Source organism: Lysinibacillus sp. LZ02 (assembly GCF_050613145.1).
Taxonomy (GTDB): domain Bacteria; phylum Bacillota; class Bacilli; order Bacillales_A; family Planococcaceae; genus Lysinibacillus_B.
The window spans coordinates 4,159,199-4,184,265 of record NZ_CP192507.1 but is presented as its reverse complement, the minus strand read 5'-3'; the positions used below and the strand labels follow the sequence as shown (position 1 = coordinate 4,184,265).

Genomic DNA, 25,067 nt, shown 5'->3' with positions numbered 1-25,067 from the left:
GCCTTTTCGTCCTTTCATAATGTTTTTACTCTATAAAAGTGAATAGATACTATTTATATTTCTCTAACTTTTTGTTACATTCACATAGTCACAGCTTGTGGATAAACTATATTCAAAGTATGTGTAAAAAACTGTCCACAGATTATTAACAACTGTGGATAAGATATTTCCCAAAAAAACTAGTCCACAAGAGAAAACATTTTTATCGTATCAAAAAAAATAAGTAATTTCAATACTTTCAATAACTTATCCACACAACTCCTGTTTATTCATATGAAAATTATCCACAGGCTATGAGTTTGTGAAAAAGTTGTAGATATCGACTGTGGATAATTTTGAATGGTAGAAAAAATATCCACAATCATTTTGTGTAAGTAATGTTATAACTGTGGATAAAGATAGAAGATGATTGTTTGAGGGGAATATAAGGAAATAGGGAATTTTGGGTTTAGCGTTGACAAAATAAGTGGTTGCTATATATAATAAGCAAGTCTGTATGGAAGAATATACGAACACTCATTTAGGAGGTGCAATATATAATGAAACGCACATATCAACCATCTAAACGTAAACACAGTAAAGTTCACGGTTTCCGCGCACGTATGAGCACAAAAAATGGTCGTAAAGTTTTAGCAGCTCGTCGTCGTAAAGGTCGTAAAGTTTTATCAGCATAAGTCCACTGAGCCACATCAGTGGTCTTTTTTTTCGTTATTTTTCATATTTACATTGAAAAAGAAATAGATGGAGCTGGGATCTTTGAACAAACGCCAACGAATAAAAAAGAATGAAGAATTTCAGAAGGTGTTTAAAAAGGGGAAGTCATTCGCGAACCGTCAATTTGTCGTTTATTGTTTAAAAAAAGAAAACCAAACGGCGTTTCGTATCGGTTTATCTGTCGGGAAAAAGATAGGCAAAGCCGTGACACGGAATCAAATTAAACGCTATATTCGCCAAACATTTCTTGAGTTGAAAGACAACGTTCGCCAAGATATGGACTATGTTATTATCGCCAGAAATCCGGCGGCCACATTAGATTTTCACGAAACCAAGAAAAGTTTGGAGCATGTATTAAAGATTGCTAAAATGATGAAATAAAATGACAGATTATTTTATGCAGCACTGAATACAGTGATTCTTGAAACAATTAGTAGAGTGTAAGCGCCAACACATGGTAAAATAACCTCTATAGAAGAAAATTGAATAGTTGCTCTAGGAGGAAGAAGGCTTGAAGAAAAGACTTTGGGTTATTCTGACGCTTGTATCAGTAGCATTGCTACTTTCAGGATGTACAGAATTTGACCAACCGATTTCAGCCGAAAGTAAAGGCTTTTGGAATGAATTTATCGTTTGGCCACTCGTATCATTTATTAAGTATTTTTCAGATCTTTTAGGCACTTATGCGTTAGGGATTATCGTTGTAACAATTATTATTCGTTTAGCGATTTTGCCATTAACAATTAAGCAAATTAAAAGCTCGAAAAAGATGCAAGAGATTCAGCCGAAATTGAAAGAGCTTCAAGCAAAATATAGCTCTAAAGATGCTGTCACTCAGCAAAAGTATCAACAAGAAATGATGGCATTAATGCAATCCTCAGGTGTAAATCCACTTGCGGGGTGTTTACCAATTTTTGTTCAGATGCCTATTTTAATCGGCTTCTACCATGCGATTAGCCGTATGAATGCAACACCTGTTTATGAATTAGGTACATTTTTGTCCATTCCACTCGCTGAACCAAGTATTATTCTTGCTGTCGTAGCAGGTTTAATTCAATTTGTTGTATTAATGACTGGTCCAGCAATCGATAACCCACAAATGAAAGTCATGATGTACATCATGCCATTAATGATTATTGGTTTTGGTATTGTATTACCAGCAGCCTTATCATTATACTGGGTAGTCGGAAATATCATTTCAGTATTACAAAACCTTGTAATTTACAAACCTTGGAATAAGAAAACGGATACTGCTACTACAGGAGGAGCAAAATAGTGAAACCAATTACGCAAATAGGCGCAACAGTCAATGAAGCGATCTCATTAGCGTTACAAAAGCTTGGCAAAACCCGTGAGCAAGTAGATGTAGAAGTTTTACAAGAAGGTAAAAAAGGATTTTTAGGTTTTGGTGCACGCAATGCAGAAGTGCGCGTCACAGTGAAAGAAGATGTTCAAGCAATTATTGAGGAAGAAGTTGTAACTGAACCTCAGTCAGTTGAGTCGGCTAAAGGGGACCAACCAATCATTCAACAATCTGTTGAAGATAAGCCTACCAGCGAAGAAAACGGGGAAGAGCCAGTTCAAGTCGTAAATGACGATCAACCTGAAGTGCAAGAACAAAATCCTATGGAAGAGGCAAAAGAATATTTAATGCAGATTGCCCTTGCAATGGACATTACAGATTTGAAAATTCACACGGTATCAGAAGGCAAATATATATCATTTAAGCTAGAAAGTGAAAAAGCAGCATTTTTAATTGGTAAGCGTGGGCAAACATTGAATGCACTGCAACAATTAACACAACTCGTATTAAATAAAAGTGCTAAGTCTTTTATGCTTGTAAAGCTGGATGTAGAAGATTACCGTGAACGCCGTCAAGTATCGTTAGAACAACTAGCAGAGCGTATGGCAGATAAAGCTATTCGTACACGTAAAGTTGTTAAATTCGAACCGATGCCGTCGTATGAACGAAAAATTATTCATAACGCACTGGCAAATCGATTGGATATAGAAACGTATTCAGAGGGCGTTGAGCCAAATCGCTATTTAGTGATTGAGCCACTTTAGTAAACATACAGACAATGGACAGAGGTATCGCAACTTGCGACTGCCTCTGTTTTTCTTTTGTAGCAACATGAGATATTAATTCGTTAATAAGTAAGAAAGAAATAGGATACTTCGGTAACAGGAAAGTAAAGGATATTTTACTTTTGAATTAGCTTCACTTTAGATTTTAAAGAAAATATGTTAGTCTAAATTGTTAGTAATTATAGAGCATCTACGAATTATCCACATGTGGATAATTATCGTTTTAATAAAGTACACCGTTTTCGGTATTTATATAGGAGGCTATAAAATGGAGTTTGATACAATTGCTGCGATTTCCACACCAATGGGTGAAGGAGCAATTGCAATCGTTCGTTTAAGCGGAGATGAAGCAATTCGTATTGCAGATACAATATTTAAAGCGCCAAACGGCAAACGTTTAACAGAGGTCGCAACACATACCATTCATTATGGACATTTAGTGGACCCTAAAACCGATGAGATAGTAGAGGAAGTCATGCTCTCTTTAATGCGTGGACCGAAGACATTTACACGCGAGGATGTAGTAGAAATTAATTGTCACGGTGGATTAGTATCGGTCAACCGTGTACTGCAGCTTGTACTTCGAAGCGGTGCACGATTAGCGGAGCCGGGTGAATTTACAAAGCGTGCCTTTTTAAATGGTCGTATTGATTTATCCCAGGCGGAAGCAGTGATGGATTTAATTCGTGCGAAAACGGATCGTGCGATGAATGTAGCACTTGGTCAAATGGACGGTAAACTGTCACGTTTAATCAATTCATTGCGTCAAGCACTGCTTGAGACACTGGCGCATGTGGAAGTGAATATTGATTATCCTGAATATGACGATGTAGAGGAAATGACCATTCCCATTTTGCTTGAAAAATGCACATGGGTACGGGATGAAATTACGAAGTTGCTTCAAACGTCATCGCAAGGGAAAATTTTACGTGAAGGTTTATCAACTGTTATTTTAGGCCGTCCGAATGTAGGGAAATCTTCGCTATTAAATAGTTTAGTGCATGAAAATAAAGCGATTGTGACAGATATTGCAGGAACAACTCGTGATATTATAGAGGAATATGTCAATGTACGTGGCGTACCGTTACGCTTAGTAGATACGGCAGGTATTCGTGAAACAGAGGATATCGTAGAGCGAATTGGTGTGGAGCGTTCACGTGAAGCATTAAAGGGAGCGGATTTAATCCTTCTCGTGTTAAACTATGGAGAGGCATTATCGCCTGAAGATGAACGTCTATTTGAAACAATTCAACAGATGGACTTTATCGTTGTTGTCAATAAAACAGATTTAGAGCAAAAGATTGATCTAGAACGTGTTCGTGCACTTGCAGGTGACCACCGTGTTGTGACCACTTCGCTATTAAAAGAAGAAGGTGTTATTGAATTAGAAGAGGCAATTGCAGCACTATTCTTTGAGGGGCAAGTTGAAACGGGTGATTTAACCTATGTATCGAACTCTCGCCATATTGCCTTGTTACACCAAGCACAAACATCCATTGAGGATGCATTAAGTGCCGCAGAAGCAGGCGTACCCGTTGATATGATTCAAATTGACGTAACACACACATGGGAAATCCTTGGTGAAATCGTCGGTGATACCGTGCAAGAAAGCCTAATCAACCAACTGTTCTCACAGTTTTGCTTAGGAAAATAAAGCCATGGTCATACAGATACTATAAATGTAGGCTAACCTTCGTAACATTTAGAAGATATATTTTATATACGTAAAGTTATTTGTAGAAAGGAAGAAAGAGCATGCCAACAACTTATGAGGCAGGCACATATGATGTAATTGTCGTCGGCTCAGGACATGCTGGGGTAGAAGCAGCATATGCAGCAGCGAAATCCGGCGTAAAAACATTAATGCTGACAATCAATTTAGAGCTAATTGCCTTTATGCCCTGTAACCCGTCAATCGGCGGCCCAGCCAAAGGCATCGTCGTACGTGAAATTGATGCGTTAGGCGGCGCAATGGGCAAAGTAATCGATAAAACGCATATTCAAATGCGTATGTTAAATACAGGGAAAGGACCAGCTGTTCGTGCATTACGTGCGCAAGCCGATAAAGTCCTATACCAGCGTGAAATGAAACGACTGCTTGAAGCGCAAGAAAACTTGCAAATTCGTCAAGCTATGGTGGAAGAGTTAATTATAGAAGATGGGGAAGTAAAAGGTGTCGTGACACAAGTCGGTGCCATTTTCCGTGCTAAAGCAGTCATTTTAACGACAGGTACATTCCTGCGCGGTGAAATCATTTTAGGTAATTTAAAATACTCATCTGGTCCTAACCACCAGCAGCCATCTATTCGCTTAGCGGATAATTTAAAAGAATTAGGCTTTGACATGGTACGCTTTAAAACAGGTACACCACCACGTGTTAACAGTCGTACAATTGACTATTCTAAAACAGAGATTCAACCGGGGGATGATGTACCACGTGCGTTCAGCTTTGAAACAACAGAGTACATCATGGATCAGCTTCCTTGTTGGTTAACGTATACAAGTGAAAAAACGCATGACATTATTCAAAATAATCTACACTTATCCCCGATGTTCTCAGGGATGATTAAAGGAACAGGTCCGCGTTATTGTCCTTCAATTGAAGATAAAGTAACGCGTTTCGCAGATAAGCCACGTCACCAAATCTTCCTTGAGCCAGAAGGTCGTGATACACAAGAAGTATATGTACAAGGCTTCTCAACAAGCTTACCAGAGCATATTCAACGCGAAATGGTGGCAAGTATTCCAGGTCTAGAAAACGCTGAAATTATGCGTTCTGGCTACGCTATTGAATATGATGCCATTGTACCAACCCAGCTATGGCCAACGCTTGAAACAAAGGCGATTAAAGGGTTATACACAGCTGGTCAAATTAATGGTACATCTGGATATGAGGAAGCAGCTGGTCAAGGGTTAATGGCTGGTATAAATGCGGCAGCCAAAATACAAGCGAAAGAAGAGATTATTTTATCTCGTTCAGATGCGTATATCGGTGTATTAATTGATGACCTAGTGACAAAAGGGACGAACGAACCGTATCGTTTATTAACATCACGTGCAGAATATCGTTTATTATTACGTCATGATAACGCGGATTTACGCTTAACAGATGTCGGTTATAAAGTAGGCTTAATTTCAGAAGAACGGTACGCACATTTCCAACAGAAACGTGAACAAATCGAAGCGGAAATTGCTCGTTTACGCGACATCATCGTAAAGCCGAACGCCAAAACGCAGGAAACGATTCGTTCAGTTGGCGGTACAGAGTTAAAAGACGGTATTCGTGCGTCTGATTTAGTGAAGCGTACAGAAATGACTTATGACCTTGTAGCTAGTTTGATTGAGCCATCAGCGGTTGAATTATCAGAGGAAGTACGTGAGCAAATCGAGATTCAACTGAAATATGAAGGCTATATTCAAAAAGCACTGCAACAAGTGGAAAAGCTCAAGAAAATGGAAGATAAGAAAATTCCAGAGGATATCGACTATGATGCTATTTCAAGCTTAGCGACGGAAGCACGTCAAAAATTAAAGCAAGTACGCCCATTATCGATTGCACAAGCGAGCCGTATTTCAGGTGTAAATCCTGCTGATATTTCCATTTTACTTGTATACATTGAGCAAGGGAAAATTGCCCGTATAGTAGAGTAATCAATATTTCTTAGTAAATATTTTATCAGGGGGTGTCCCGAAAGCTTTTACTTTCTGGACACCCTCATTTTATAAAGGAGACGAATATGAACGAAAAACAATTTATCGAAGCTTTAGCGGCTAAGGGTATTGAGCTAACAGAGACACAAGTGGCACAGTTTAAAAAATATTTTGAGTTGCTTGTTGAGTGGAATGAAAAAATGAATTTAACAGCGATTACAGATGTAGAAGGTGTCTATTTAAAGCATTTCTATGATTCAATTAGCGCCTCCTTTTATTTTGATTTCACAAAGGTTGTATCGGTATGTGATGTTGGGGCAGGAGCTGGTTTCCCGTCCATTCCAATCAAAATTTGCTTCCCGCATTTACATGTGACAATTGTAGATTCGTTAAATAAACGCATTACATTTTTAAACCATTTATCAGAAGAATTACAATTAGAAAATATGTCGTTTGTCCATTCTCGTGCAGAAGAATTTGGCCAAAATACAAAATATCGTGAGCAGTTTGATGTAGTGACAGCTCGTGCAGTGGCGCGTCTCTCCGTATTGTCAGAGCTATGTATTCCACTAGCAAAACAAGGGGGATCATTTGTAGCGTTAAAGGCCGCAGCTGGTGCACAAGAGCTAAAAGAAGCTAAAAAAGCGATTACAACGTTAGGGGCTTCGTTAAAAGAAGAATTTAACTTCCTATTACCAGTCGAAGAAAGTGAGCGTTCATTGTTTGTATTTGATAAGATAAAACAAACACCGAAGAAATACCCACGCAAACCAGGTGTACCAAATAAAACACCGATTCAGTAAAATGAAGTAGAAAATAGAAATAATTCGTTGTTTTCATGCATATACATTTATATTTACGACATTATGTATAAAATTAACGTTTTATGGACTATGTACATTTCTTCTCGTATCATAAATAATAGTTATATATTGAGCAACATAGTTTCTTAAAGGTGGTGCCAGTGGATGAAGAGTCCTTTTTCACGTTGGTTCGGAGGCGGAAAACAAGAATCCGAAGTGAAAAGTGAAGTAGAAGTGGTGAGTACAGCTGCAGAAGAAGTAGTGAAAATTCCAATCGATAAAATCGTCCCAAACCGTTTCCAACCTCGAACTGTTTTTGATGAGGAAAAAATTGAAGAATTATCAAGAACAATTCATACGCACGGTGTGATTCAACCGATTGTATTACGTCCGAGCACGGAAACAGAAGGAATGTATGAGATTATTGCCGGTGAACGCCGATATCGTGCAATGAAAAAACTACAATGGGAAGAAGTACCAGCAATTGTCCGTACGTTAAATGATAAAGAAACAGCATCCATTGCGTTAATTGAAAACTTACAACGTGAAGAATTGACGGCAATCGAGGAAGCTTTAGCGTATCAACAACTGCTTGAACTTCATTCACTGACGCAAGAGGCACTTGCTCAACGTCTAGGGAAGGGGCAGTCAACGGTGGCGAATAAACTCCGCCTACTGAAGCTCCCACAATTTGTGCAGGATGCCATCTTAAACAGAGAAATTAGTGAACGTCATGCCCGAGCTTTAATTGCCATCAAAGATGAACAATTACAAATGCAATTAATTGCAGCGGTAAAGGAAGATGACTGGAATGTTCGCCAACTGGAAGAACAAATCTATCAAATTCTTAATCCTCAAGAAGAACAGTTAGAAGATCAGCAAGAGGAAAAGCCGCAACCACAACGTGCGAAACGTAAAGCGATCAGTAAAGATATACGCATTGCATTAAATACGATTAAGCAATCGTTATCAATGGTGACAAAAAGCGGAATCGCTGTCAAAACAGAAGAAGAAGATAATGATGAATACTATCAAATTACGGTGAAAATCCCGAAAAAGAAATAGTACAAACTCCCGGACTGAATATCGTTCGGGAGTTTTTAATTCATAAAAATGAAGCCAAGAACTTAACATTTTACGATATTCTGTTCCTATTATCATAAATTATAGAATATTTTGACGACTCAGCGTCTCCTTTTTGTTAGAATGAAAGAGTATTAGTTTAGAAAGTTTCGTGTAAAAAAGAGAGCATTTAACGAATATCGAAGTTGAAAGCAGGTGCACAAATGGGAAGAACTATTGCAATTGCCAATCAAAAAGGCGGCGTTGGGAAAACAACAACATCTGTTAATTTAAGCGCATGCCTTGCTTATCTAGGAAAGAAAACACTACTCGTAGATATTGATCCACAAGGTAATGCCTCAAGCGGTGTCGGCATTAACAAAAAAGAAATTGATGGATGCATCTATGATATTTTAATCGATGATGAACCGATGAAATCTTATGTTCATGAAACAAAAGTAGAAAATTTATGGGTTGTACCTGCCACAATGTCATTAGCAGGAGCAGAAATTGAGCTCGTCTCTGCTATTTCACGTGAAGTACGTCTAAAGCGTGCACTGGATGAAATGAAAAATCATTACGATTATATTATTATCGACTGCCCACCATCACTTGGATTATTAACAATTAATGCATTAACTGCTTCAGATGGTGTGTTAATTCCTGTACAATGTGAATATTACGCATTAGAGGGACTGAGTCAGCTCTTATCGACGGTACGTCTAGTGCAAAGGCATTTAAACAAAGAGTTAATTATTGAGGGGGTACTTTTAACAATGCTTGATGCACGTACAAATTTAGGTTTACAAGTCATTGAAGAAGTGAAAAAGTATTTTCGAGATAAAGTGTATAGAACGATTATTCCACGAAATGTGCGTTTAAGTGAAGCGCCGAGTCATGGGAAGCCTATTATTTTGTATGATGCTAAGTCACGCGGATCGGATACGTATTTAGAGTTAGCAAGGGAAGTGATTAAAAATGGCTAAAGGATTAGGAAAAGGAATTAATGCGTTTTTTCCAGATGAATCGATCCATAGCGAAAATACGGTGGAGTATATCGCTATCGGTAAATTAATTGTGAATCCGTTCCAACCACGTCAAATCTTTAATGAAGAAGCATTAAAAGAATTGGCGGAGTCCATTAAAGAACATGGCATTATTCAACCGATTGTTGTGCGACCAAAAGAGAAGAAATATGAAATTATTGCTGGTGAGCGACGTTTTCGTGCTGCTCAAATGGCCGGTTTAAAAGAAGTGCCTGCCATCGTAAAAGACATGACAGAACAGCAAATGATGGAAGTAGCTATTCTAGAAAATTTACAACGAGAAGATTTAACGCCAATTGAAGAAGCGGAGGCTTATAGTAGTTTAATTGAAAATTTGAATTTTACACAAGAACAATTAGCCAAGCGATTAGGGAAAAGCCGTTCATACATTGCCAACCATATTCGTTTGTTACAATTGCCTGAGGAAGTACGTAAGTGGATCAATGAAGGTGTACTATCAATGGGACATGGGCGTACATTGTTGGGGTTAAAGAATAAAGGGCGCATTCAAGAGATTGCGAATAAAGTACTTGCACAAGGATTAAATGTGCGGCAGTTAGAAGCACTTGTGCATCAATTAAATGAAAATGTTTCACATGAAACAAAGAAGAAAGTGAAAAAGGATGTCTTTGTAGAAGCAACCGAGTCACAACTACGTGATTATTTTGGTACAGGCGTACAAATTAGAAAGCAAAAAAATAAAGGTAAAATTGAAATTGAGTTTTATTCGGAAGATGATTTAGAGCGTATTTTAGAAATTTTAAACGTGAAATTAGATTAACCGTAGAGCTCTCTTAAAAGAGGGCTTTTATTATTGCATAGGGAGCTTGTCATCATGATTTTACTTGGTTCATTTTTAAATGCTTTATTTATTATTATGGGGGCACTAATCGGCAGAGTGTTCCGAAATATCCCAGAAAAAATGAAAGAAACAGCGCTTTCTATTATTGGGCTTGCTGTTGCCGTATTAGGGATTCAAATGGGGTTTGAAAGTGACAATTTTGTGATTGTCATTATTAGTTTAGTGATAGGTACGGCACTTGGTGAGTGGTTTGATTTAGACCGTATGTTTAACCGTTTTGGGCAATGGGTTGAATCCTTGCTTACGCGCGGGAAAGATAAGAAGAGCAATAGCTCCATTGCGGAAGGTTTTGTCACGGCATCACTTATTTTTGTGATTGGCTCTATGGCCATTCTGGGTGCTTTAGATAGTGGTTTACGTAATGACCATGACGTACTTATCACTAAAGGGATTATCGATGGATTTACATCGATTATTTTAGCATCGACACTTGGAATTGGTGTATTGTTATCTGCTGTTCCCGTATTCATTTATCAAGGGGCAATCGCGCTTTTGGCAGGTGCCATTAGTGTCTACATCCCGGAAGCCGCGCTTGATTTGTTCATTCGTGAAATGACCGCAACTGGTGGTATCATGATTATGGCGATTGGGTTAAATATCGCAGGCTTAACGAAAATTCGAATAGCCAATTTGCTGCCGAGTATTATAATAGTTGGCGTAATTGTTACTATATTGTTTGTTTTTCAGTAAATGACGTTGCCAAGCAAGCGTTAAAGCACGTGCAATGGCCATACTCATAGAATGTGTAACATGTAACCGCGTATTTTGGAGTACCATTGTTTCCATAAAGCCCCCAACATTCACAACCCCTTTAATCGAGATGTCTCCGATGGGTGGTAATTCTTTTTTGACAGCTTTTCCTGGATATAGGGCACTATCTCTGACGATGATAGAACCGATAGATCCCTCTTCGCCAAGGCAAGCATCAATGGCTATAATAAATGGATAAGGTGTACGTGTTTCTAACTCTGCTTGTGTTTCGAGTAAATTCAGTGCATGAACAGGCTTTTCAAGTGTACCGAGCACTGTAAATGGGAAAGCATAGCTTTGGATTAACTGATTACCTACCAATGGTCCAAGTGCATCACCTGTGGAACGATCCGTACCGATACAACAGAAGACAAGTTGTTCATGATCAAATGGAATATGTTCCAGAAAGAGTTCACTTAGTTGCCAAACTGCACTTGCTTTTTCATAATGAATAACATAATGAAATGTGGAAGGTTGTTGCATAAAATGACCTCACTTTTACATGTAATAATGTACGCGTATTTCAAATGGAAATACGTTATATTTATGCAGTATATTCAAAAATAGACATTGCTATACAAGAGGTGACAAATTTGGAAGAATCAAAGGCGGATTTAAGCTGGATCCATAAGAAATCTACTGAAATATGGGAGTTTTTAACGAGTGAGAAGCTTTGGGATTTTATACTTATCGCATCGCTTAAAATTATTGCTATTTTAATCACGTCCTACTTAGTTGTATTTATTGGGAAAAAAATCATTGCAAAAATTTTTTTATTGCGTATTCGGTCACCATTAAATCATTCAGAACGTCGTCAAAAGACCATTTTAAAGTTATTGCAAAGCGTATTATCTTATTTAGTTTATTTTTCTGCTATTATGGGTATTTTATCGAGTTTAGAAATTCAAGTAGCGGGGCTTTTAGCTGGGGCAGGGATTGCTGGGTTAGCAATCGGCTTTGGTGCTCAAAGTTTAGTAAAGGATGTTATTACAGGTTTCTTTATTATTTTTGAAGATCAGTTTGGTATTGGGGATTATATTCGGGTGAATGCAGCAGAAGGTACGGTCGTGGAAATTGGTTTACGTACAACAAAAATTAAAGGTGTCACAGGCGAACAGTTTATTATTCCGAATGGTGCGATTACGGATGTAACGAATTTCTCGATTAACAATTCAAAGGCGATGATTGATTTACAAGTCGCTTTTGATGCAGACATTGAAAAGGCAGAGAAGGTAATTAATCAGTATTTAGTGACTTTACCTGAAGTGCATCCTGAATTAGTTGGTCCGCCAACATTTTTAGGGGTACAAAATATTACAGGAACAGAGGTAACGATTCGCATTATGGCAGAAACGTTACCCCTTCAACAGTATGCAGTAGCCAGAACAATTCGGAGAGATGTAAAAGACCTACTTGAGAAAAATGGTATTCCGATTCCTTACCCCAAAATGATGTTATATGATCGCGTAATGGGGCGTGAAGTTGAAGGAGGAGAGTAAGTGTGGAAGAAAAACAATTTAATTTACATGATATTGTAGAAATGAAAAAGCAACATCCTTGTGGAACGAATGCTTGGAAAATTATTCGGATGGGGGCTGATATCCGGATTAAATGTGAGGGGTGTGGTCATAGTGTCATGATTCCACGCCGTGAATTTGTGAAAAAGATGAAAAAAGTTTTAACGCATGCAGAAGAGTAGTAATTTGACGTGATTAGACTTTTTTTGAGTGAATCAATATAATAGATGAGGTTATAAAAAGAGAACATACTTAACGAACATAGAAAGGTTGTGTCCATTTATGGCATTAACAGCTGGTATTGTAGGTTTACCTAACGTAGGTAAATCCACGTTATTCAACGCAATTACAAAGGCAGGGGCACTTGCTGCGAACTATCCATTTGCTACAATCGATCCAAACGTCGGCATTGTAGAAGTACCTGATGCACGCTTATCTAAATTAACAGAGCTTGTAACACCAAAGAAAACAGTCCCAACTTCATTCGAGTTTACGGATATTGCTGGTATTGTAAAAGGAGCTTCTCAAGGGGAAGGTTTAGGAAATAAATTCCTTTCACACATTCGTGAAGTAGATGCGATTTGCCAAGTGGTACGTTGTTTCGAAGATGAGAATATCACACACGTAGCAGGTGCAGTAAACCCAATTGATGATATTGAAGTCATCAACTTAGAGTTAGTATTAGCAGATTTAGAATCTGTCGACAAACGCCTTCAAAAAGTAAGCAAAATGGCAAAACAAAAAGATAAAGAGGCATTGATTGAAGAGCCAATCTTATCAAAAATTAAAGCTGCGTTAGAAGCAGATCAACCTGCACGTGCAGTTGAATTAACAGATGATGAGTTGAAAGTAATTAAAGGTCTTCACCTTTTAACAATCAAACCAATGCTATATGTAGCAAATGTATCTGAAGATGAAGTAGCAGATGCAGATAACAATAAATACGTACAAATGGTGCGCGAGTTTGCAGCGAAAGAAGGCTCTCGTGTCATTACAGTTTGTGCGAAAGTAGAAGAAGAAATTTCGGAGCTAGATGACGAAGAAAAAGCCATGTTCTTAGAAGAGTTAGGCATTAAAGAATCAGGTTTAGATCAATTAATTCGTGCTTCTTATGATTTATTAGGCTTAGCTACTTACTTCACTGCTGGTGTACAAGAAGTACGTGCTTGGACATTCCGTAAAGGCATGAAAGCGCCACAATGTGCGGGCGTAATCCACTCTGACTTTGAGCGCGGATTCATCCGTGCAGAAACAGTGGCATACGATGATTTAGTAGAAGCTGGCTCACATGCGGCAGCAAAAGAAGCGGGGAAAGTTCGTTCTGAAGGTAAAGAATACGTTGTACAAGACGGCGACGTTATGCTATTCCGTTTCAATGTATAAAGATGAAAATAAAAACTGTCTCCCTTTTGGGAGACAGTTTTTATTATATTATCAAGAAGAATAACGGTTAAAATTAGTGTTTTTTTAGTAAAAAAATGGAACAAATGTTTGTGTTTGTAGGTTGAATACGATATTATATAGTTAATCATAAACATAGAGTTTTGGTCGTTCAGGATCGTCTTTAATGAGGGCATCTTTTGGAAATTTACGTAGCTCTTTGTACATGTAGAAATCACCGATAGCGCCAGCCATTAAAAAGGCACCTAAAATCGTGATACCGATATGCTCATAATAAATAGCAAGCGCTGTTGGCAATACGCCTGTTACCCAAAAAGGAAGCAAAAGGGCTTTTTTCATTGCGTCATTGGCTAATGGTTTTTTGGTTGTTGCATAAGCAATGCCTAATTTTAAGTTAACACCGTAGTCAAGATCAGACCATTTGCAATGACCAAATAACAGAAAACCAATTAAGTGGAAGGCTTCGTGTAACACAATTAGCACCACGTAGCCAATCAACCACAATAATATTCCCCAAAGGCTAAAAGAAAAGTCCAATTGTTGGTGGATGATAATGTAAATGCCACAGCTTATTACCACAAATAAGATGTTTGCAATCAATGCTATCTTGGCAATACCATTCATATTTAATTCGATGATTGTAGGTTGTTTTCTATCTACCATGCTCTCGACTCCTTTTATTAAGCATAGCGAAAAGAGAGCTAGATATTCAAGTTGCGTTTGTGTATTAGGTATGTTACAATTCATTGATGTGAGTAATACAATTTACTTACTCCTTGCTCCCTATTCTAGTAGGAGAGCCAAAGTCCATAAGGAGGTGCAAACAAAGATGAGAAAGTATGAATTAATGTACATCATTCGCCCAAACATTGAAGAAGAAGCGAAAAAAGCTTTAGTAGCTCGTTTCGACGAAATCTTAACTTCAAATGGCGCTGAAATCATCGAGTCTAAAGAGTGGGGCAAACGCCGCCTTGCTTACGAAATCAACGACTTACGCGAAGGTTTCTACCAAATCGTGAAAGTAAACGCTGGTTCTGAAGCAATCGATGAGTATACTCGTTTAGCTAACATTAGCGAAGATATTATCCGTCATATTGCGGTTCGCCAAGAAGAAAAATAATTTTTTAAACAAAAATGCTGAGAAAGAGGAGGCCTGAACCTGATGATTAACCGTGTCGTATTAGTTGGAAGACTAACGAAGGATCCTGAGCTTCGCTATACACCGAGTGGAGTTCCAATGGCGCGTTTTACAGTCGCTGTAAATCGTGCATTTTCGAACCAACAAGGAGAGAAAGAAGCTGACTTCATCAGCTGTATTGCTTGGCGAAAGCAAGCTGAAAACTTAGCAAACTTCATGCGAAAAGGGAGTTTGATTGGAGTAGAAGGCCGTATTCAAACAGGTAGCTATGAAGGACAAGATGGTAAGCGTGTGTACACAACAGATGTTGTGGCAGACTCGGTGCAATTTTTAGAACCACGTAATAGTGGAGGAAATATGCAGCAAGGTACGCCAAATCAGCAGTATGGCGGTGGGAATTTTGGAGGCGGTCAACCGTCTTACAATAACCCGCCACAACAGCAATTTGGTGGCGCACCACAACAGGATTTTGGTTATCAACCGCCAGTTCAGCAACCTCAAAATCAGCAAAATTATACACGTATGGATGAAGATCCGTTTGCGAATAGCAAAGGACCAATTGAAGTATCTGAAGATGACTTACCATTCTAATTAGAATCGTAAGCATATGAGAGAATTCATATCCTAAAAACTATAAAAAGGAGGACAACGCTAATGGCACCACGTCGCGGAGGCCGCAAACGCCGTAAAGTTTGCTACTTCACTTCAAACAACATTACGAACATCGACTACAAAGATGTAGATCTTTTAAAGAAATTCATCTCTGAGCGCGGTAAAATTTTACCACGTCGCGTAACTGGCACAAGTGCAAAGTACCAACGTAAATTAACTTCTGCAATCAAAGTATCTCGTATCATGGCTTTACTTCCATTCGTAGCAGAAGACAAATAAGACTTATAAATCCGATGAAATCATTTTGGTTTCATCGGATTTTTTTATGGAGAAGAAAGTATAATTTTTTTAGGAACTCCACATAAAAAGGCATCAACTCGCGCTATTTGGATGCGAGTTGTGTTTTGCGGATCTTTTAAATATATCATACGTTACAATCTATGCTTTTCTATAAAAAATGGAAGCGTTTGTTCTATTTTGTTTTTTGTTCGCATGCGTAAAAGATGGTACAATAGGTGAAGTGAAAATGTTTTGAATGATAAAAAGGAAGGTTTTTATGCCAAACAATCAAACAAAAGCAATAACACAAGGGGCAATGATGATTGCATTATTTTTAGTACTGCTAGCACTTGCTTATTATGTACCTATTGTGAATATAATTGCTCTTATTGTCGCGCCACTACCTATTGCCTGGTATAGTGCAACGTATGAACGAGGCAGATCCATAACAATTAGTTTTTTAGCTGTTGTGGCAAGTATACTCATCGGGAATATTATGATATTGCCATTTGCATTTATTTTAAGTCTTGTCGGTTTGGTCATTGGTGATTGTTTACGACAAAAGAAAAGCAAAGTGTTTTTATTAATGGCAACAGGTACAGCAATTTTACTTACTTTTGCTATTCAATTTTTAGTAATGACAAGGTTTTTTTCATTTAATTTTATTGATGAGGGAATGAAACTTGCACAGGAATCATACAAGGATTCAATTGAGTACTCCGCAAAAATTACGGGTAATACTATACCAAAAGAACAATTGACACAAATGTTTGATATGATGCAAACTATCATCCCTGCCAGTATTACGATTATGGTATTTACACTCGCATTTATTATGGTTGTAGTGAATTTGAAGATTTTAAAACATCTTAAGGTTGAAGTACCAAAATTTGCTCCATTCCGTGATATGCGACTACCACGTGCCGTTTTGTGGTATTACTTAATTGTCTTGTCGATTAATTTATTTATTCATCCAGAAATCGGAACTACATTATATGTAATCACGATGAATTTATCGATTGTTTTATGGGTGCTACTGACATTGCAAGGGATTTCGTTCATTCATTTTGTAATCGATACATTTAACTATCCACCATTCTTAAAAGTGCTTTCAACCATCGTCGCAATTCCTCTGTATTCGTTCGTACTATTATTAGGTATTATCGATTTAGGCTTTAACTTGCGTGATTGGGTAAAGGCCAAGAGTGAAAAATAAGGAGCTGATCAAAATGGGTATGTTTAGGAAACGTATGATCCGATATCCGCTTTTGTATGTATCGATTTTATCGGTAGTCACAGCTGCCTTACTGTGTGTCGTAAACATCTGGATGGGCCTCATTTATATAGGCGTGGCAGGGGTATTACTCTATTATGGCTGGACAGTTGAAAAAAACATATATGTAGAAACAGAAAAGCATATTGAATCCCTCTCCTTTCGGATGAAAAAAGTAGGGGAAGAAGCCTTCTTGCATATGCCATTTGGGATTTTACTAATTGATGATGAGTACAAAATCGAATGGGCAAACCCATTTATGTTGAAAGCAACAGGTGCAGAAAGTTTAATTGGTGAAGAGGTTTTCCAACTATCAGATGGATTAGTAAGTATAGCAAAGCCTGAAGAGCTACGTGAAACAACTGTCACCATTGAAGAGCGAAAATATCGTGTGTACTCAAAACCTGAAGAAAAGCTGTTATATTTCTTTGATATTACGGAACAAGTAGAGATTGAGACACAATATTTTGCTGACCGTACTGTACTTGCTATTCTATTTATTGACAATTATGATGAGATTACTCAAGCGATGGATGATCAGGCGCGTAGTATCACGAACTCTGCTGTTACATCTATTGTGAATGAGTGGGCAGCTGAGTATGGTCTCTTTGTTAAACGTGTTTCATCAGACCGTTTTTTAGCGGTATTAAATGAATCCATTTTGACAGAACTTGAACAAGGGAAATTCTCCATTCTAGACGATATGCGTGAAAAAACGTTACAGAAAAACTTATCATTAACATTAAGTATAGGTGTCGGCGCAGGTACACCGTCATTAATTGAACTTGGGGAGCTTGCACAGTCAAGTTTAGATTTAGTGCTTGGCCGTGGGGGCGATCAAGTAGCGATTAAACAACCAGACGGTAAATTACGTTTCTACGGTGGAAAAACAAACCCTGTAGAAAAGCGCACTCGCGTACGTGCACGTGTCATTTCCCATGCACTTCGCGATCTTATCCAAGAAAGTGATCAAGTATTTGTGATGGGGCATAAAAATCCTGATATGGACTCGATTGGCGCCGCTGTTGGCGTGCGAAAAATGGCTGAAATGAATCAGATAGATGGTTATGTTGTATTAAACTTCAATGAACTGAATGGTAGTGTCCAACGGTTAATGGATGAAATCGAGAGTAAATCGGAATTCTATGATAAGTTTATTTCTCCGGATGAAGCATTATCACTCATGACGCAGAAATCATTGTTAGTGATTGTCGATACACATAAGCCGACGATGGTGATTGATAGCCGTTTATTTAATCGAACTGAAAAAGTAGTCGTTATTGACCATCATCGACGTGGTGAGGAGTTTATAGATAGTCCAACGCTTGTTTATATGGAGCCATATGCTTCCTCTACAGCAGAGCTTGTGACAGAGCTGTTAGAGTATCAACCAAAAAGTGCGAAGGTAACAAGCTTGGAAGCTACTTCGTTGTTATCCGGTATTATTGTAGATACGAAAAGCTTTACGCTTCGTACAGGAGCGCGTACATTTGAGGCAGCTTCTTACCTGCGGACGCATGGGGCGGATACTATTTTAATTCAGCGTCTATTAAAAGAAGATGTAGATACGTATATCGAACGTTCAAAGCTAGTGCAAACCGTAAAGTTCGTAAAACCAGGCATCGCCGTTGCGTGTGGTGAGGATAGCCGTATATACGATTCCGTGTTAATTGCACAAACAGCCGATATTTTGCTAACGATGAAGGATGTTTCGGCATCATTTGTCATTGCCCATAGGCAGGATGGGCTGATTGGTATTAGTGCGCGTTCGCTTGGAGAGGTGAATGTCCAGCTTGTTATGGAGAGGTTAGGTGGCGGTGGTCATCTGACAAACGCTGCTACACAAATGGAAGCAAACTCGATTGATGAAGTGAAGGAATACTTAACAAATGCTATTATAGAGATAGTAGAAGGGAGTAATGAGCAATGAAAATAGTATTTTTACAAGATGTTAAAGGAAAAGGGAAAAAAGGTGAAATAAAGGACGTAGCAGAAGGGTATGCACGCAACTTCTTAATTAAAAACGGTCTTGCGAAGGAAGCAACAAATCAAGCATTAAGCGAACTACAAGGTCAAAAACGTCTTGCAGAGAAAAATGCAGCAGCAGAATTACAAGCAGCAAAAGATTTAAAAGAACAAGTAGAGCAATTAGAAGTAACGATCAAATCAAAATCAGGTGAAGGTGGTCGCCTATTTGGTGCTGTTTCAACAAAGCAAATTGCAGAAGCATTACAAAAAGAGCATAGTATTAAAGTTGATAAACGTAAAATGGAGTGCGATGGTATCCGTTCTTTAGGATATACAAATGTACCAGTGAAGCTTCACCAAGAAGTGAAAGCAACATTAAAAGTACATGTAATCGCAGAATAAGGAGCATACAACAATGAACGAATCCATGATGGAGCGCGTTCCACCGCATAACCATGAAGCAGAGCAATCGGTTATCGGTGCTATCTTCCTTGAACCTCAAGCATTGATTACAGCGTCTGAAATTTTAATGCCAGATGACTTCTATCGTACTGCTCATCAGAAAATTTTCCAGACGATGATTAACTTAAGCGATCAAGGAAAGGCGATAGATGTTGTAACAGTGACAGAAGAGCTTTCTGCTAAAAAGGAGATCGAGGATGTAGGTGGGCTCTCTTATTTATCGGAGCTTGCGAACGCGGTACCTACAGCCGCAAATATTGCACATTATGCAAAAATCGTTGAAGAAAAAGCATTGCTTCGACGTCTAATCCGTACGGCTACAAAAATTGTAGAGGACGGCTATACACGTGAGGACGAGGTTGAGGCGCTTTTATCAGAAGCTGAAAAGAAGATGATGGAAGTTGCCAATCGTAAAAATGCGGGTGATTTTAAGCATGTAAAAGACGTACTTGTGCAAACGTATGACAATATTGAACAACTACAATCGCGCGAGGGGGATGTGACGGGCATTCCGACGGGCTTCCGTGATTTAGATCGTATTACAGCAGGGTTCCAACGCAATGATTTAATTATTGTAGCCGCTCGTCCTTCTGTAGGGAAAACCGCCTTTGCATTAAACATTGCGCAAAGTGTTGCCGTAAAGGCACGTGAAAATGTAGCGATTTTCTCACTTGAGATGGGGGCGGATCAGCTTGTGATGCGTATGCTATGTGCCGAAGGGAATATTGACGCACAAGTGTTACGAACAGGGGCCCTACAAGAAGAAGATTGGCGCAAACTTACCATCGCGATGGGAAGTCTCTCTAATTCAGGTGTCTACATCGATGATACGCCAGGTGTACGTGTCAATGAAATCCGAGCAAAATGCCGCCGTTTAGCGCAAGAGCAGGGGTTAGGGATGATTTTAATCGACTACTTACAGCTTATTCAAGGGAGCGGCAAGCCAGGAGAGAACCGTCAACAGGAAGTATCCGAAATTTCCCGTTCCTTAAAGGGATTAGCGCGTGAGTTAAAAGTACCTGTTATTGCGTTATCACAGCTATCTCGTGGGGTAGAGCAACGTCAAGATAAGCGACCGATGATGAGTGACTTACGTGAGTCGGGAAGTATTGAGCAAGATGCTGACATCGTTGCGTTCCTATACCGTGACGATTATTATGATAAAGAATCTGAAAGTAAAAACCAGATTGAGATTATTTTAGCAAAGCAACGTAACGGTCCAACAGGTACGGTGACGCTTGCGTTTAAGAAAGAATACAATAAATTCTTAGATGTGGATTGGTCACAAATTCAACCACCTTCAGAATAAGCTTTATAGTATACAATTGATAGACACGAATATTGATAACCTCACATGGTTGTTAATGTTCGTGTTTTATTGTTGACGACATAAAAAAAAGCCTGTTAAAATAGGTTTATTCGTTAAAGTGCGAATAATTGTCTTTGGAGGTGCAAGTATGTCATCAATTGTTGTTGTAGGTACACAATGGGGAGACGAGGGGAAAGGGAAAATTACTGATTTCCTCTCTAAAAAAGCAGATATTATTGCTCGATTTGCGGGCGGAGATAATGCCGGTCATACGATTAAATTTGACGGCGAAACATATAAGCTACATCTTATTCCATCAGGCATTTTCTATCGAGACAAAACCTCAGTGATTGGAAATGGATTAGTCATTAATCCAAAATCAATTGTAACAGAGCTTCAAGGTTTACATGCACGAGGGATTGATACATCCAATTTACGTATTTCAAATCGTGCACACATTATTCTCCCTTATCATATTCATCAAGATAAAATAGAAGAAGAAGCGCGCGGGGATCAAAAAATCGGTACAACGTGTAAAGGTATTGGCCCTTGCTATCAAGATAAAGTCGCACGTATCGGCATCCGTGTAGCGGACTTATTGGATAAAGAAATATTTGAACAAAAGTTACGTGAAAATGTTGCATTAAAAAATAAGCTATTTGAAAAATTCTATGAAGTAGAAGGCATTCCATTTGAAGAAATTTTCGAAGAGTATTATCGTTACGGACAAGAAATTGCCCAATATGTAACAGATACATCTAAAATTTTGAACGATGTATTAGATCAGGGCGGCCGTGTATTATTTGAAGGTGCCCAAGGTGTAATGTTAGATATCGATCAAGGGACATATCCATTTGTTACTTCATCTAATCCGGTAGCAGGTGGGGTTGCGATTGGTGCGGGTGTTGGTCCATCACAAGTATCGCGTGTTGTAGGTGTATGTAAAGCATATACATCACGTGTTGGAGATGGTCCATTCCCAACAGAATTATTTGATGAAACAGGTCATCATATTCGCGAAGTAGGTCGTGAATATGGTACAACAACAGGCCGCCCGCGCCGTGTTGGTTGGTTTGACTCAGTAGTAGTACGACATTCTCGTCGCGTATCCGGTATTTCGGATTTAGCTTTAAACTCCATTGATGTATTATCCGGTTTAGAAACGGTAAAAATTTGTACTGCTTATGAATATAACGGTGAACTCATTACAGAATATCCTGCGAACTTACATATTATTGAACAATGTAAGCCAGTTTATGAGGAACTACCAGGCTGGAGTGAGGATATTACAGGGGTTCGTTCGTTAGAAGAATTGCCAGAAAATGCGCGTCGTTACGTGGAACGTATTGTTGCGTTAACAGGCATACAGCTCATGACATTTTCTGTTGGTCCAGCGCGTGAACAGACAAATGTTGTGAATACAATTTGGGACTAATCACAATTAGCTTCTAGAAGTCATGTTACTTCTAGAAGTTTTTTATTTGTCTATTATTTGCTTTTGGGGGAATCTCATTTTTTATAAAAACAATATAAAATACCAAATTTTAGTTGGAAAAAGAAAAGTTTTTCAGAAATAATACAATTTCATTACAAAAAACAATATTCCTTCAATCTAAAAATAGGATGTGTTAAAGTATATTAGTATGAATTTTTGAAAACTATTTTCTATATAGATAGGATAGAATGTTGGAAGGGGCTTTATCATGGGTTTTAAGGAAAGTGCGAAATCCGGCCAAAAAAGCTTTTTAGAACGTTGTAAAGCAAACGGTGTAAAAATTATCGTTGTCGCTGCTTTACTATCAACTGTAACGTTCAATCTTGGTTTCGCAAAAGAAGATCAAAAAGAAAAATTCGATAAAATTTATCATATTTATAATGGCGATGAGTATATTGGTGCTGTATCCAATAAAGAAACAATCGATGAGCTCATTACACAGAAAAAACAAGAAGCGAGTACTCGATATGAGGAGCTTTCTATTGACGCTGGTTCAAATATTACAATTATGCCTGAACAAGTATTTACAGCTAATGTAAATGAAGCAGAGACAATTGAAAAGCTAGTAAACTCTATCGCTGTAGAAGCAGATGCATATGCACTATCAGTAAATGGTGAGCGTATTGCCTACTTAAAAGATGCTAGTGAGTATGAACAAGCAATGAATTTATTAAAACTTCAATACATATCTCAACAAGAGTTAGATGCATTGAATAATCATAACGTTACGGAACCAGTAGCATTAACAGAAGAAAATCAAACACGTGTAGTAGAACTTTCTCTAGTAGAAGATGTAACAGGGGAAGCAGCAAAAGTAAATCCAGCAGACATTATTACACCTGAGCAAGCAGTAGAGCTATTACGATCAGGTGCACTAGAAAAAGAAGTATATGAAGTACAACAAGGTGATGTATTAGGTTCCATTGCGAAAAAACACGGGTTAAAGTTAAAAGAATTACTAGCTTTAAATCCAGAGATGTCCGAAACAGGGTTATTAAAAATCGGACAACCAGTAAATGTGACTGTAGCGAAACCTTTTGTGACAGTAAAAGTAGTAATGGAGAAGTTTAAAGTGGAAGCAATTGAATTCCAAAAAATCACGGAAGAAGACTCCACGATGCTAAAAGGGGAGTCAAAAGTAAAGCAAGAAGGTAAAGCAGGTCAAAAAGAAGTGCTTTATACGATTACTTCTGAAAATGGTGTTCGAAAGGACAAGCAAGTGACAAATGAAGTAGTAGTAGCGGAACCAGTAAATACGATCGAAGTCATTGGCACGAAAGTAATCCCATCTCGCGGTACAGGTTCATTTGCATGGCCAACAGTAGGCGGCTATATTTCAAGTCATATGGGCGAACGTTGGGGAGCATACCACCGCGGAATTGATATTGCACGTCCATCCAATTATACAATTAAAGCAACTGATAATGGCGTTGTCACATTCACAGGTTGGGATGGTACATATGGCAATAAAATAGTGATTAACCATAATAACGGTTATGAAACTGTTTATGCTCATCTTTCTTCCATTGATGTATCAGTCGGTCAAGTGGTAGAACAAGGTTCAAAAATAGGAGTTATGGGCTCAACAGGCAATTCAACAGGTACACATTTACACTTTGAAGTGCAGCAAAATGGAGCACTCATTAATCCGCTATCTGTATTAAAATAATTATAGTAAGAAGAGCTATCTGAAGACATTTTGAGATGGTTCTTTTGCGACGAGGGCGACCACCGCAGGAGCAATTTTATCAAGAAGTAAAGGGGGCCGGAAAGTTATCACTTTCTGGCCTCCCTTCTTTTTATTTAGGGCAGTATTATTTCTCAGGAAATAATATATGAGTTGCACGTGTTTGATGCATCGAACAGAAAAGCGTGTTAGAGTAAGAAATAGAATAGTTATTTATAATGCGAAAGGGAGATTTATATATGAATAAAACGATTTTAGTTGTTGATGACGAGAAGCCAATCGCAGATATTTTACAATTTAATTTAATTAAAGAAGGATATACAGTTATTTGTGCTTATGATGGCGAAGAAGCCCTTGCAAAGATAGAAGAACAGCAACCAGACTTAATGCTTTTAGACATTATGTTACCGAAACGAGATGGGATGGAAGTATGTCGTGAAGTGCGTAAAAAATACGATTTTCCTATTATTATGTTAACCGCTAAGGGTTCTGAAATTGATAAAGTACTTGGTCTTGAAATGGGGGCAGATGATTACGTCACAAAACCATTTAGTACACGTGAATTGATTGCACGTGTGAAAGCGAATATGCGTCGTTTAAATGTTACAGCACAAGTGGAAGAACCAACAGAAGAATCGAATAATATTACCATTGGCTCCTTAACAATCCAACCAGATGCTTATTTAGTATTAAAGCGTGGTGAAGCGATTGAATTAACACACCGGGAATTTGAACTACTACACTATTTGGCCAAACATATTGGACAAGTAATGACACGTGAGCATTTATTACAAACCGTATGGGGTTATGACTATTTTGGTGATGTACGTACAGTAGACGTTACAATTCGCCGACTGCGTGAGAAAATTGAGGATAACCCAAGTCATCCAACATGGATTGTCACAAGACGAGGTGTAGGGTATTATTTACGAAATCCTGAACAGGAGTAG

The 25,067-nt window shown here is 38.3% G+C and carries 26 protein-coding genes; 24 read left to right on the top strand and 2 right to left on the bottom strand.

What is annotated here, in order from left to right:
• Positions 1 to 539 precede the first annotated feature (539 nt).
• The 11 genes from rpmH (at position 540) to ACQQ2I_RS20270 (ending at position 10,916) form a co-directional block, all read left to right on the top strand.
• The gene (gene rpmH, locus ACQQ2I_RS20320; protein ID WP_036152184.1) at positions 540 to 674 is read left to right on the top strand and encodes a 50S ribosomal protein L34; all 135 of its coding nucleotides are present in this window, start codon (positions 540 to 542) and stop codon (positions 672 to 674) included.
• A gap of 82 nt (positions 675 to 756) precedes the next feature.
• Positions 757 to 1,095, top strand: coding sequence for a ribonuclease P protein component (gene rnpA, locus ACQQ2I_RS20315; RefSeq protein ID WP_391376361.1), 339 nt, complete (start codon positions 757 to 759; stop codon positions 1,093 to 1,095).
• 130 nt (positions 1,096 to 1,225) lie between these two features.
• Positions 1,226 to 1,990, top strand: a complete 765-nt coding sequence (gene yidC / locus ACQQ2I_RS20310) for a membrane protein insertase YidC (RefSeq protein ID WP_431028528.1) — start codon at positions 1,226 to 1,228, stop codon at positions 1,988 to 1,990.
• Entirely contained in the window at positions 1,990 to 2,781 is a 792-nt protein-coding gene (gene jag / locus ACQQ2I_RS20305) for an RNA-binding cell elongation regulator Jag/EloR (protein ID WP_431028527.1), read from the top strand. Before yidC ends, jag begins: the two co-directional genes overlap by 1 nt.
• Positions 2,782 to 3,070: 289 nt before the next feature.
• Complete coding sequence (mnmE, locus tag ACQQ2I_RS20300; RefSeq protein ID WP_431028525.1) at positions 3,071 to 4,456, top strand: tRNA uridine-5-carboxymethylaminomethyl(34) synthesis GTPase MnmE; 1,386 nt, start codon at positions 3,071 to 3,073, stop codon at positions 4,454 to 4,456.
• Between the two features lie 101 nt (positions 4,457 to 4,557).
• A complete protein-coding gene (mnmG, locus tag ACQQ2I_RS20295; protein ID WP_431028524.1) occupies positions 4,558 to 6,453 on the top strand; it encodes a tRNA uridine-5-carboxymethylaminomethyl(34) synthesis enzyme MnmG in 1,896 nt (631 codons plus the stop codon).
• An 86-nt stretch (positions 6,454 to 6,539) separates the two neighbouring features.
• Entirely contained in the window at positions 6,540 to 7,256 is a 717-nt protein-coding gene (gene rsmG / locus ACQQ2I_RS20290; protein ID WP_431028523.1) for a 16S rRNA (guanine(527)-N(7))-methyltransferase RsmG, read from the top strand.
• 165 nt (positions 7,257 to 7,421) lie between these two features.
• Positions 7,422 to 8,321, top strand: coding sequence for a nucleoid occlusion protein (gene noc / locus ACQQ2I_RS20285; RefSeq protein ID WP_431028522.1), 900 nt, complete (start codon positions 7,422 to 7,424; stop codon positions 8,319 to 8,321).
• A gap of 221 nt (positions 8,322 to 8,542) precedes the next feature.
• Positions 8,543 to 9,304 (top strand): ParA family protein, encoded by a 762-nt coding sequence (locus ACQQ2I_RS20280; RefSeq protein ID WP_391376382.1) that lies wholly within the window; start codon positions 8,543 to 8,545, stop codon positions 9,302 to 9,304.
• Entirely contained in the window at positions 9,297 to 10,145 is an 849-nt protein-coding gene (locus ACQQ2I_RS20275; protein ID WP_431028521.1) for a ParB/RepB/Spo0J family partition protein, read from the top strand. Before ACQQ2I_RS20280 ends, ACQQ2I_RS20275 begins: the two co-directional genes overlap by 8 nt.
• A gap of 54 nt (positions 10,146 to 10,199) precedes the next feature.
• Positions 10,200 to 10,916 (top strand): DUF554 domain-containing protein, encoded by a 717-nt coding sequence (locus tag ACQQ2I_RS20270; RefSeq protein WP_431028519.1) that lies wholly within the window; start codon positions 10,200 to 10,202, stop codon positions 10,914 to 10,916.
• Here ACQQ2I_RS20270 and yyaC read toward each other — a convergent pair.
• Positions 10,833 to 11,459, bottom strand: coding sequence for a spore protease YyaC (yyaC, locus tag ACQQ2I_RS20265; protein ID WP_431028518.1), 627 nt, complete (start codon positions 11,457 to 11,459; stop codon positions 10,833 to 10,835). The genes ACQQ2I_RS20270 and yyaC overlap by 84 nt on opposite strands.
• Positions 11,460 to 11,569: 110 nt before the next feature.
• Between yyaC and ACQQ2I_RS20260 the strand changes: the two genes are divergently transcribed.
• From ACQQ2I_RS20260 to ychF, 3 genes are all read left to right on the top strand, one after another.
• Positions 11,570 to 12,475, top strand: coding sequence for a mechanosensitive ion channel family protein (locus ACQQ2I_RS20260; protein WP_431028516.1), 906 nt, complete (start codon positions 11,570 to 11,572; stop codon positions 12,473 to 12,475).
• A gap of 2 nt (positions 12,476 to 12,477) precedes the next feature.
• Positions 12,478 to 12,675, top strand: a complete 198-nt coding sequence (locus tag ACQQ2I_RS20255) for a DUF951 domain-containing protein (RefSeq protein ID WP_431028515.1) — start codon at positions 12,478 to 12,480, stop codon at positions 12,673 to 12,675.
• A gap of 100 nt (positions 12,676 to 12,775) precedes the next feature.
• Positions 12,776 to 13,876 (top strand): redox-regulated ATPase YchF, encoded by a 1,101-nt coding sequence (gene ychF / locus ACQQ2I_RS20250; protein WP_431028514.1) that lies wholly within the window; start codon positions 12,776 to 12,778, stop codon positions 13,874 to 13,876.
• Between the two features lie 141 nt (positions 13,877 to 14,017).
• Here the strand turns inward: ychF and ACQQ2I_RS20245 are convergent, their stop codons facing one another.
• Positions 14,018 to 14,557, bottom strand: a complete 540-nt coding sequence (locus ACQQ2I_RS20245; protein WP_431028513.1) for a DUF3267 domain-containing protein — start codon at positions 14,555 to 14,557, stop codon at positions 14,018 to 14,020.
• 166 nt (positions 14,558 to 14,723) lie between these two features.
• Here ACQQ2I_RS20245 and rpsF point away from each other — a divergent pair, with 166 nt between their 5' ends.
• The 10 genes from rpsF to yycF all read left to right on the top strand — a co-directional run bounded on the left by rpsF (position 14,724) and on the right by yycF (position 25,067).
• Positions 14,724 to 15,014 carry a 30S ribosomal protein S6 gene (gene rpsF, locus ACQQ2I_RS20240; protein WP_391374539.1) on the top strand — a complete coding sequence of 97 codons (291 nt, stop codon included), beginning with the start codon at positions 14,724 to 14,726 and terminating at the stop codon, positions 15,012 to 15,014.
• A gap of 42 nt (positions 15,015 to 15,056) precedes the next feature.
• Complete coding sequence (gene ssb, locus ACQQ2I_RS20235; protein WP_391374536.1) at positions 15,057 to 15,623, top strand: single-stranded DNA-binding protein; 567 nt, start codon at positions 15,057 to 15,059, stop codon at positions 15,621 to 15,623.
• Positions 15,624 to 15,686: 63 nt separating this feature from the next.
• On the top strand, positions 15,687 to 15,923 hold the full coding sequence (rpsR, locus tag ACQQ2I_RS20230; RefSeq protein WP_431028512.1) for a 30S ribosomal protein S18: 237 nt from the start codon (positions 15,687 to 15,689) through the stop codon (positions 15,921 to 15,923).
• Between the two features lie 277 nt (positions 15,924 to 16,200).
• Positions 16,201 to 17,139 carry a YybS family protein gene (locus tag ACQQ2I_RS20225; protein ID WP_431028511.1) on the top strand — a complete coding sequence of 313 codons (939 nt, stop codon included), beginning with the start codon at positions 16,201 to 16,203 and terminating at the stop codon, positions 17,137 to 17,139.
• Between the two features lie 13 nt (positions 17,140 to 17,152).
• Complete coding sequence (locus tag ACQQ2I_RS20220) at positions 17,153 to 19,126, top strand: DHH family phosphoesterase (protein ID WP_431028510.1); 1,974 nt, start codon at positions 17,153 to 17,155, stop codon at positions 19,124 to 19,126.
• Positions 19,123 to 19,566 carry a 50S ribosomal protein L9 gene (rplI, locus tag ACQQ2I_RS20215; protein WP_431028509.1) on the top strand — a complete coding sequence of 148 codons (444 nt, stop codon included), beginning with the start codon at positions 19,123 to 19,125 and terminating at the stop codon, positions 19,564 to 19,566. The genes ACQQ2I_RS20220 and rplI overlap by 4 nt, the downstream gene beginning before the upstream one ends.
• Before the next feature lie 13 nt (positions 19,567 to 19,579).
• A complete protein-coding gene (dnaB, locus tag ACQQ2I_RS20210; protein WP_431028508.1) occupies positions 19,580 to 20,935 on the top strand; it encodes a replicative DNA helicase in 1,356 nt (451 codons plus the stop codon).
• A 148-nt stretch (positions 20,936 to 21,083) separates the two neighbouring features.
• Positions 21,084 to 22,370, top strand: a complete 1,287-nt coding sequence (locus ACQQ2I_RS20205) for an adenylosuccinate synthase (RefSeq protein WP_431028507.1) — start codon at positions 21,084 to 21,086, stop codon at positions 22,368 to 22,370.
• Positions 22,371 to 22,638: 268 nt separating this feature from the next.
• Entirely contained in the window at positions 22,639 to 24,099 is a 1,461-nt protein-coding gene (locus tag ACQQ2I_RS20200) for a peptidoglycan DD-metalloendopeptidase family protein (protein WP_431028506.1), read from the top strand.
• Between the two features lie 257 nt (positions 24,100 to 24,356).
• Complete coding sequence (gene yycF / locus ACQQ2I_RS20195; protein WP_391374515.1) at positions 24,357 to 25,067, top strand: response regulator YycF; 711 nt, start codon at positions 24,357 to 24,359, stop codon at positions 25,065 to 25,067.

What these genes read in the sequence shown, in the direction of transcription:
- noc (WP_431028522.1), top strand. Translation starts at nt 7,422, where the DNA reads ATGAAGAGTCCTTTTTCACGTTGGTTCGGAGGCGGAAAACAAGAATCC.
- ssb (WP_391374536.1), top strand. Translation starts at nt 15,057, where the DNA reads ATGATTAACCGTGTCGTATTAGTTGGAAGACTAACGAAGGATCCTGAG.
- rplI (WP_431028509.1), top strand. Translation starts at nt 19,123, where the DNA reads ATGAAAATAGTATTTTTACAAGATGTTAAAGGAAAAGGGAAAAAAGGT.
- ACQQ2I_RS20220 (WP_431028510.1), top strand. Translation starts at nt 17,153, where the DNA reads ATGGGTATGTTTAGGAAACGTATGATCCGATATCCGCTTTTGTATGTA.
- yyaC (WP_431028518.1), bottom strand. Translation starts at nt 11,459, where the DNA reads ATGCAACAACCTTCCACATTTCATTATGTTATTCATTATGAAAAAGCA.
- rpsR (WP_431028512.1), top strand. Translation starts at nt 15,687, where the DNA reads ATGGCACCACGTCGCGGAGGCCGCAAACGCCGTAAAGTTTGCTACTTC.
- rpsF (WP_391374539.1), top strand. Translation starts at nt 14,724, where the DNA reads ATGAGAAAGTATGAATTAATGTACATCATTCGCCCAAACATTGAAGAA.
- ACQQ2I_RS20200 (WP_431028506.1), top strand. Translation starts at nt 22,639, where the DNA reads ATGGGTTTTAAGGAAAGTGCGAAATCCGGCCAAAAAAGCTTTTTAGAA.
- ACQQ2I_RS20205 (WP_431028507.1), top strand. Translation starts at nt 21,084, where the DNA reads ATGTCATCAATTGTTGTTGTAGGTACACAATGGGGAGACGAGGGGAAA.
- ACQQ2I_RS20275 (WP_431028521.1), top strand. Translation starts at nt 9,297, where the DNA reads ATGGCTAAAGGATTAGGAAAAGGAATTAATGCGTTTTTTCCAGATGAA.
- ACQQ2I_RS20270 (WP_431028519.1), top strand. Translation starts at nt 10,200, where the DNA reads ATGATTTTACTTGGTTCATTTTTAAATGCTTTATTTATTATTATGGGG.
- mnmG (WP_431028524.1), top strand. Translation starts at nt 4,558, where the DNA reads ATGCCAACAACTTATGAGGCAGGCACATATGATGTAATTGTCGTCGGC.
- ACQQ2I_RS20225 (WP_431028511.1), top strand. Translation starts at nt 16,201, where the DNA reads ATGCCAAACAATCAAACAAAAGCAATAACACAAGGGGCAATGATGATT.
- mnmE (WP_431028525.1), top strand. Translation starts at nt 3,071, where the DNA reads ATGGAGTTTGATACAATTGCTGCGATTTCCACACCAATGGGTGAAGGA.
- dnaB (WP_431028508.1), top strand. Translation starts at nt 19,580, where the DNA reads ATGAACGAATCCATGATGGAGCGCGTTCCACCGCATAACCATGAAGCA.
- ACQQ2I_RS20245 (WP_431028513.1), bottom strand. Translation starts at nt 14,557, where the DNA reads ATGGTAGATAGAAAACAACCTACAATCATCGAATTAAATATGAATGGT.
- rpmH (WP_036152184.1), top strand. Translation starts at nt 540, where the DNA reads ATGAAACGCACATATCAACCATCTAAACGTAAACACAGTAAAGTTCAC.
- yycF (WP_391374515.1), top strand. Translation starts at nt 24,357, where the DNA reads ATGAATAAAACGATTTTAGTTGTTGATGACGAGAAGCCAATCGCAGAT.
- rsmG (WP_431028523.1), top strand. Translation starts at nt 6,540, where the DNA reads ATGAACGAAAAACAATTTATCGAAGCTTTAGCGGCTAAGGGTATTGAG.
- ychF (WP_431028514.1), top strand. Translation starts at nt 12,776, where the DNA reads ATGGCATTAACAGCTGGTATTGTAGGTTTACCTAACGTAGGTAAATCC.
- ACQQ2I_RS20280 (WP_391376382.1), top strand. Translation starts at nt 8,543, where the DNA reads ATGGGAAGAACTATTGCAATTGCCAATCAAAAAGGCGGCGTTGGGAAA.